Below are 5,688 nucleotides of genomic sequence, written 5' to 3'. Positions count from 1 at the left end.
TGGCGCTCGACCCCCGTGCGGCTCGGCCGTCATGTTGCCGAGCAGGCGAAGCTGATGGACATCGGTGCCGATCTTGTGGCGCCGGGCGGCAAACTCCTCTATGCTGTCTGCTCGATCATCACGCGCGAGGGGCGGGCACAGGTGGATGATTTTCTGAACCGGCGCCCTGGCTGGGTGGCCGATGTCGATGTCCTTCCGGATGGTATCGGTCGCGCCGCTGGCGCCGGTTTCCTGCTGACTCCGGCGCGCGATGGCTGCGACGGATTTTTTCTCGCACGACTGACGGCGCCATGTTAGCATCCCCTGTAATGAAGCGATGGGAGAATGCGATGCGCGTTGGCTTTCTGGCTCTGACTGCGGGTGTGATCCTCGCCAGCCTGCCTACCGCATCCGATGCCCAGCGCGCCGATAACGACATCTTCCCGCGCTCGATCGCGCTTCAGCATGACGGGCAAAAGGCGCAGGAAGCGGGCGACCTCGATGCCGCGATCGGACTGTATGAATCGGCACTCGCTGCCGACCCGCGCAACCGTTCGGCGATTATCGCGCTGGCACAGGTGGCGCGCGCGCAGGGCCTGCCCGGCAAGGCGATCGGCCTGTATCGCGAGGCTCTGGTCCTCGAGCCCAATGATGTGGTCGCGCTGACCGGGCAGGGTGAAGCACTCGCAGACAAGGGCGCACTCGAACTCGCGCGCGAGAAGCTGGCCGAAGCCGAGCGTGTCTGCGACGCCAAATGCCCACAGGTCGCGGCATTGGAAAAGACGATCGCGTCGAGCGCATCGAAACGTGTCGTTGCGGCCGAAGTGCTGGTGCCGAAGCCCGTCGTCGCCACCGTGGCCCCGACGGGCAGCCAGAACTGATACCGGCGCTTAGGCGCCCAGCTTCCGCGCCAATTCGACCCATTCGGTAACGCCGACCGTTTCCGCACGCCGCGTCGGGTCGATCCCTAACGCCCCGGCGGCGGCGACCGCGCCCTCGAGGCCCTTCAGGCTCTGGCGCAGCATTTTGCGCCGCTGCCCGAAGCCTTTTTCGGTAAGCTTCGACAGCAGTTTGGGTTCGACGCCTTCGGGCTGGTCGGCGGGCGTCACGTGGACAATCGCCGACATGACCTTCGGCGGCGGCGTGAAAGCCGAGCGGTGGACCTTCATCGCGATCTTCGCGGTCGAGCGCCACTGCGCCAGCACAGCAAGCCGCCCATAGGCATCGGTTCCGACTGGTGCGACGATTCGCTCGGCGACTTCCAGCTGGAACATCAGCGTGAGCGACAGCCAGCGCGGCGGCCATGCCGCGGGCTCCAGCCAGCGCGTGAACAGCGCCGTGCCGACATTATAGGGCAGGTTCGCGACGATATGGTAGGGCGCCCCGCCCGTCAGCGCATCGACATCGACAGCCATCGCATCGTCGGCAATTACCGTCAGCTGCCCGGGAAATGCTTCGCCGAGTTCGGCGAGCAGCGGCAGGCAGCGGTCATCGCGCTCGACCGCGATCACTTTCGCTCCCGCGCGGAGCAACGCGCGCGTCAGCCCGCCCGGGCCCGGCCCGACCTCGAATACCGTCGCGCCCTCTAGGTCACCAGGGATCGCCGCGATGCGATCGAGCAATTGTTCGTCGAACAGGAAATTCTGGCCAAGCGCCTTGCTCGCTGACAGGCCGTGCGCGCGCACCGTCTCGCGCAGCGGCGGTAGGACAGGCGCCGTCACTTCGCCGGAGCGTAGCTGCGCTCGCGTGCTGCGGCGAGCTTCGAGGCCATCGCGATTGCGGCAATCGTCGGTCCCGGATCAGCCTGGCCGGTGCCGGCAATGTTGAACGCCGTGCCATGGTCGGGCGAAGTGCGGATGATCGGCAGGCCAAGCGTCAGATTGACGCCGTCGTGGAAGTGCAGCGCCTTGAACGGGGTCAGCGCCTGGTCGTGATAGGCGCAGAGCAGTGCGTCGTAGCCCGCGCGGACCGTGGGCGCGAAAAGGCCGTCGGCGGCGAGCGGCCCGTCGACGACAATCCCCTCGGCCGCCAGCTGCGCGACTGCGGGTGCCATGATCCGCTCTTCTTCGCTGCCGAGCTGGCCGCTTTCACCGGCGTGAGGATTGAGGCCTGCCAGCGCAATGCGCGGGGTATCGATCCCGAAATCGCGGCGCAGGCCGCGCGCCACGATTCGCGCCTTGGCGACGATCAGTTCGACGGTCAGCCGTTCGGATACCTCGGACAGCGGGATATGTACCGTCAGCGGCACGACGCGCAAGGTCGGCCCCGCGAGCATCATCACCGCGTTCGTCGCGGTCACGCCGCAGCGTTCGGCGATGAATTCGGTCTGTCCGGGATGCGTATAGCCGATACCGTGCAGCGCATGCTTGGAAACCGACCCCGTGACGAGCGCCGAGCTTGCCTGGTTGCGGGTCAACCCGATGCCGGTTTCGAGTGCGTGCAGCGCGCAGGTCGCGCCGGCAGGCGTCGGTATGCCGGGCGTCAGCGGGCCGCTGTCCTCAAGATGCCAGACGGGCAGGGCAGTGTCGAATGTCCGGATGACGTCGTCCATGTCACCGATACGCGCGACGGGGCCGTCCCAGACGGCGGCGATCGCGGCGACATCACCAATGGCGACGAACGGTGGCAGGTTGTTTTCACGGCGCGCGGCCCAGGCACGTGCCGTGACTTCGGGGCCGACGCCAGCCGGATCACCCATGGTGACCGCGATCGGGCGTCGATGGCTGGGATCAGACATACGCTCAGCTATATTCGATCACAGCATCCCGGCGCAGGTCGCGCAGATAGCGCTGGGCACGCTTGTTGACCTTTTCTTCCAGCAACCGCTGTTCGATCTGTTCGCTATTCGCCGATGTCGCGGTTTGCGGCAGGTCGCGCCCGCACAGCACGAGGACGCTGACACCCTCGTTCGCGGCGCCAAACGGCTGCGTCGTCTGGCCGATCTGCAGGTTGATCAGGGTCGACTGCAGCGGAGCGGGCAAGGCGCGCATTTCGATATTGTCGCGCGACACAACGGTTGCACCCAGGCTCTTGGCCACATCGTCGGCGGCACCGCAACCTGCGATACTGCGTGTCGCTTCGGCGAACTGTCCTGCGAGCTCGGATGCTTTCGCCTGCGTCGTCCCGGCCGGGAAATCGAGCGAAACCTGCTTCAGGCTGAGAATCGCGTCGCGCGGATCGGCGGTCAGCACCTGGCGCCGGTCGATCATCAGCATGATCGAAATGCCGCCCGGTACCTCGACCGGGCCAACCAGCTGGCCGGGCTGCATCTGCGCCGCGGCATCGGCCATCGACTGCGGCAGCAGCGCGGGCCGTACCCAGCCAAGATCGCCGCCGACGCTGGCGGTCGTTGCTTCCGAAAACTGGCGCGCATAGGCGGCAAAGCTGCCGCCTGCCTGCAGCGCCTGAATGATCTTCTTGGCATTTTCACCGACCGCGGCAGCGTTCTCGGGCGTTGCCGACAGATAGATTTCGCCGAGGTGGAATTCATCCTGGCCCTTGGCTTCGTTCAGCCGCTTCTCGACCGCCTGAACCTCGTCGGTCGACACGTTGGTGGTCGACTGGATGTTGCGCGAAAGCAGGCGATCCCAAGCAAATTCGCCGCGAATCTGCTGCTTTACCGCTGCCGCCGACGATCCCTTCGACGCCAGATAGGCCGAAAACTGATCGGGTGTCTGCTTAAAGCGCGTCGCTAGCCGGGCGAACTGTTCGTTGACGACATTCTCGTCGATCGTGATCTCGGCCGCCTTGGCTTCCTGGATCTGCAACTTTTCGTCGATCAGGTTGCTGAACACCTGGCTGCGCAGCCGCTGGAGTTCCTCGGGCGGCAGCGCCGCATCGCTGTTCGCGATCCGGATCAGCGCCATGCGCTGTTCGATGTCGGTCGCCGTAATGATCTCGCCGTTCACTGTGGCGGACGGGCGATAGACGTTGCTCTTGGCATCGCCGAAGATCTGGACATTGCCCGGAATATTGAGGCTGGTCGTCGGAACGTCGCTGTCGGCGACGGTCTGGGCGAGCACCGGCGTGATGCCGGCGGCCACGGCGATCAGGCCGATCATGGTCGAAAATCTGGTCATTGCTACCCTATTCGAGAATTACCGGCACGCTCCGTATCAGCGGATACGCCCGGTGGTCCAGCGCAATCCGCCTTTCGGGACCGTTTGATGTCCTCGCTTAGGCTGCAAACGCTGAACCTAGGCTGAGCGAAGCGGGCGGTGCCCCTTGGCGACTTCAGAACCCCAGATTCCGGAATGCGATGCGGAACGAGAAGCTGTTGCCGCGCCGCGCGTCGCCGGTGTCGGCGTAGTCGCGGCGCCAGGTCAGCGCGATCGACAGGCATTCGTCGTCATAGGCGACACCGAGGCGATGTCGAATCGGTTCGAACCCGTCGGCATTGCTCAGCGGATCGTCGGCGCGCTTGGTCAGGTCGACGATCGCCGAGCCGAACATCGACCAGTGTTTCGCGAAGGCGACACGGCCGCCCGCGCGGACTTCTTCGCGGTCCTGCAAATCCTCTCCGAGCAGCAGGATATCGCGATTGAGCCGCGAATAGCCGAGCACGGCGTAGGTCGAGCGGCTCCCGATCGTCGCGTCGAATTCGTTGCGGCGGATCGCCAGGCTGTCCTTGTCGAGCCGGTAGCGATGCGTCAGGCGCAGGAAGTCACGGTAAGCGATCGTCGTTCGTCCGACGATGTCCGAAGTGCGGTCGGTCAGCCCGGTGCCGTCGGGGAACAGGCTCGGCTTGTCCGACAGGCGATAGCTTTGTCCGACGACGCTGCTGATGTTGAAGCCCGGCCGGCTGAAATTCCATTCGAGGCCATAAGTGATGCGCGCGCCGTCCTCGAACCGGTCGTAGCCGTTGAAGCGGTTGATCGAGAAGAGATTACCGTCTTCGAGGTCGAAGGCGCGCGAATCCTCGTTCGGAATGTCGAGATTCTTGATCGGCGGGGTCGCGACGATCTGGATGCGCGGGGTGAGCGTTTGCGTGCCGCCCAGGAACTCGCCGACGAACGGCCACCGCATGTCGGCGGCGACGGCCGCAATTCCGCGTGCCTGCCAGCCCGATTTGCCGCGATAACCCGGAATCGCGGTCAGCAGGTTCTCGTCGCTGTGATAAACGTCGCCGCGGACCAGAGCTGTCAGGGTGACTTCCTGGCCGAGCCCGGTCAGCCCGCGCAGGTCCCAGCGCGCGCCGGCAAAGGCACGCTGCGTGTCCTGGCCGGCGGTACGCCCGATCGCCAGCGTGTTGAGCTGCAGTTCGAACTGCCCGCCGAGCAGCGGATCGTCGAGCCGCTGGCGATAGTCGATGATCGGCAACGCGATCGGCTGCTGCCCCTGTTCGTCGTTGCGGCGCAGCGTCTGCGTCGCCCAGCCCGCGATCGACAGGTAGCTATTGCCGCCGATCCGCTCGAGTTCGAAGGTCGAGCGCAGCCGGTCGTCGCGGCTGATGTCGTAGCGGCGCATGAAAGTGCGGTCGGTCGCGATGCGGCCCGAATAGGTCAGGCTCCAGCGCGGATCGAACTGGAACTTGCCTGCGCTTTCGAGATAGCCGCGGAACCGTTTCTCGCTGTCGGGATCGTCGCCTGTCAGCGGGACGAGCGAGCCGTAGGTCGCATAGCCGTTGATGCGGAACGATCCGATATCGGTCAGCGCACGGAACTCGCCTTCCAGCATCGGGGCCGCGCTGGTGTAGATGTGCGGCGTGAT

5 protein-coding genes and 1 pseudogene are annotated in these 5,688 nt (G+C 65.4%); 2 read left to right on the top strand and 4 right to left on the bottom strand.

Features of this window, described 5'->3' with window-relative positions; all coding sequences use genetic code 11:
• Positions 1 to 297, top strand: a pseudogene (locus VGD20_RS11000) (RsmB/NOP family class I SAM-dependent RNA methyltransferase); the annotation flags it as partial.
• 32 nt (positions 298 to 329) lie between these two features.
• Complete coding sequence (locus VGD20_RS10995) at positions 330 to 860, top strand: tetratricopeptide repeat protein (RefSeq protein WP_331134486.1); 531 nt, start codon at positions 330 to 332, stop codon at positions 858 to 860.
• Positions 861 to 869: 9 nt separating this feature from the next.
• On the opposite strand, the gene rsmA is transcribed toward VGD20_RS10995, so the two are convergent.
• The 4 genes from rsmA to VGD20_RS10975 all read right to left on the bottom strand — a co-directional run.
• Positions 870 to 1,700 (bottom strand): 16S rRNA (adenine(1518)-N(6)/adenine(1519)-N(6))-dimethyltransferase RsmA, encoded by an 831-nt coding sequence (gene rsmA, locus VGD20_RS10990; protein ID WP_331134485.1) that lies wholly within the window; start codon positions 1,698 to 1,700, stop codon positions 870 to 872.
• A complete protein-coding gene (gene pdxA / locus VGD20_RS10985) occupies positions 1,697 to 2,716 on the bottom strand; it encodes a 4-hydroxythreonine-4-phosphate dehydrogenase PdxA (RefSeq protein ID WP_331134484.1) in 1,020 nt (339 codons plus the stop codon). The genes rsmA and pdxA overlap by 4 nt, the downstream gene beginning before the upstream one ends.
• 4 nt (positions 2,717 to 2,720) lie before the next feature.
• Positions 2,721 to 4,058, bottom strand: a complete 1,338-nt coding sequence (locus tag VGD20_RS10980) for a peptidylprolyl isomerase (protein WP_331134483.1) — start codon at positions 4,056 to 4,058, stop codon at positions 2,721 to 2,723.
• 154 nt (positions 4,059 to 4,212) lie between these two features.
• The coding region (locus VGD20_RS10975) for an LPS-assembly protein LptD (RefSeq protein WP_331134482.1) at positions 4,213 to 5,688 on the bottom strand (1,476 nt) is incomplete at its 5' end.

The sequence above is a fragment of the Sphingopyxis sp. genome, assembly GCF_036402335.1.
Taxonomy (GTDB): domain Bacteria; phylum Pseudomonadota; class Alphaproteobacteria; order Sphingomonadales; family Sphingomonadaceae; genus Sphingopyxis.
This window is presented reverse-complemented; position numbering and strand designations above follow the sequence as displayed.

Excerpts from the sequence above, each read along its gene's own strand:
- pdxA (WP_331134484.1), bottom strand. The coding sequence starts at position 2,716 with ATGTCTGATCCCAGCCATCGACGCCCGATCGCGGTCACCATGGGTGAT.
- VGD20_RS10995 (WP_331134486.1), top strand. The coding sequence starts at position 330 with ATGCGCGTTGGCTTTCTGGCTCTGACTGCGGGTGTGATCCTCGCCAGC.
- VGD20_RS10980 (WP_331134483.1), bottom strand. The coding sequence starts at position 4,058 with ATGACCAGATTTTCGACCATGATCGGCCTGATCGCCGTGGCCGCCGGC.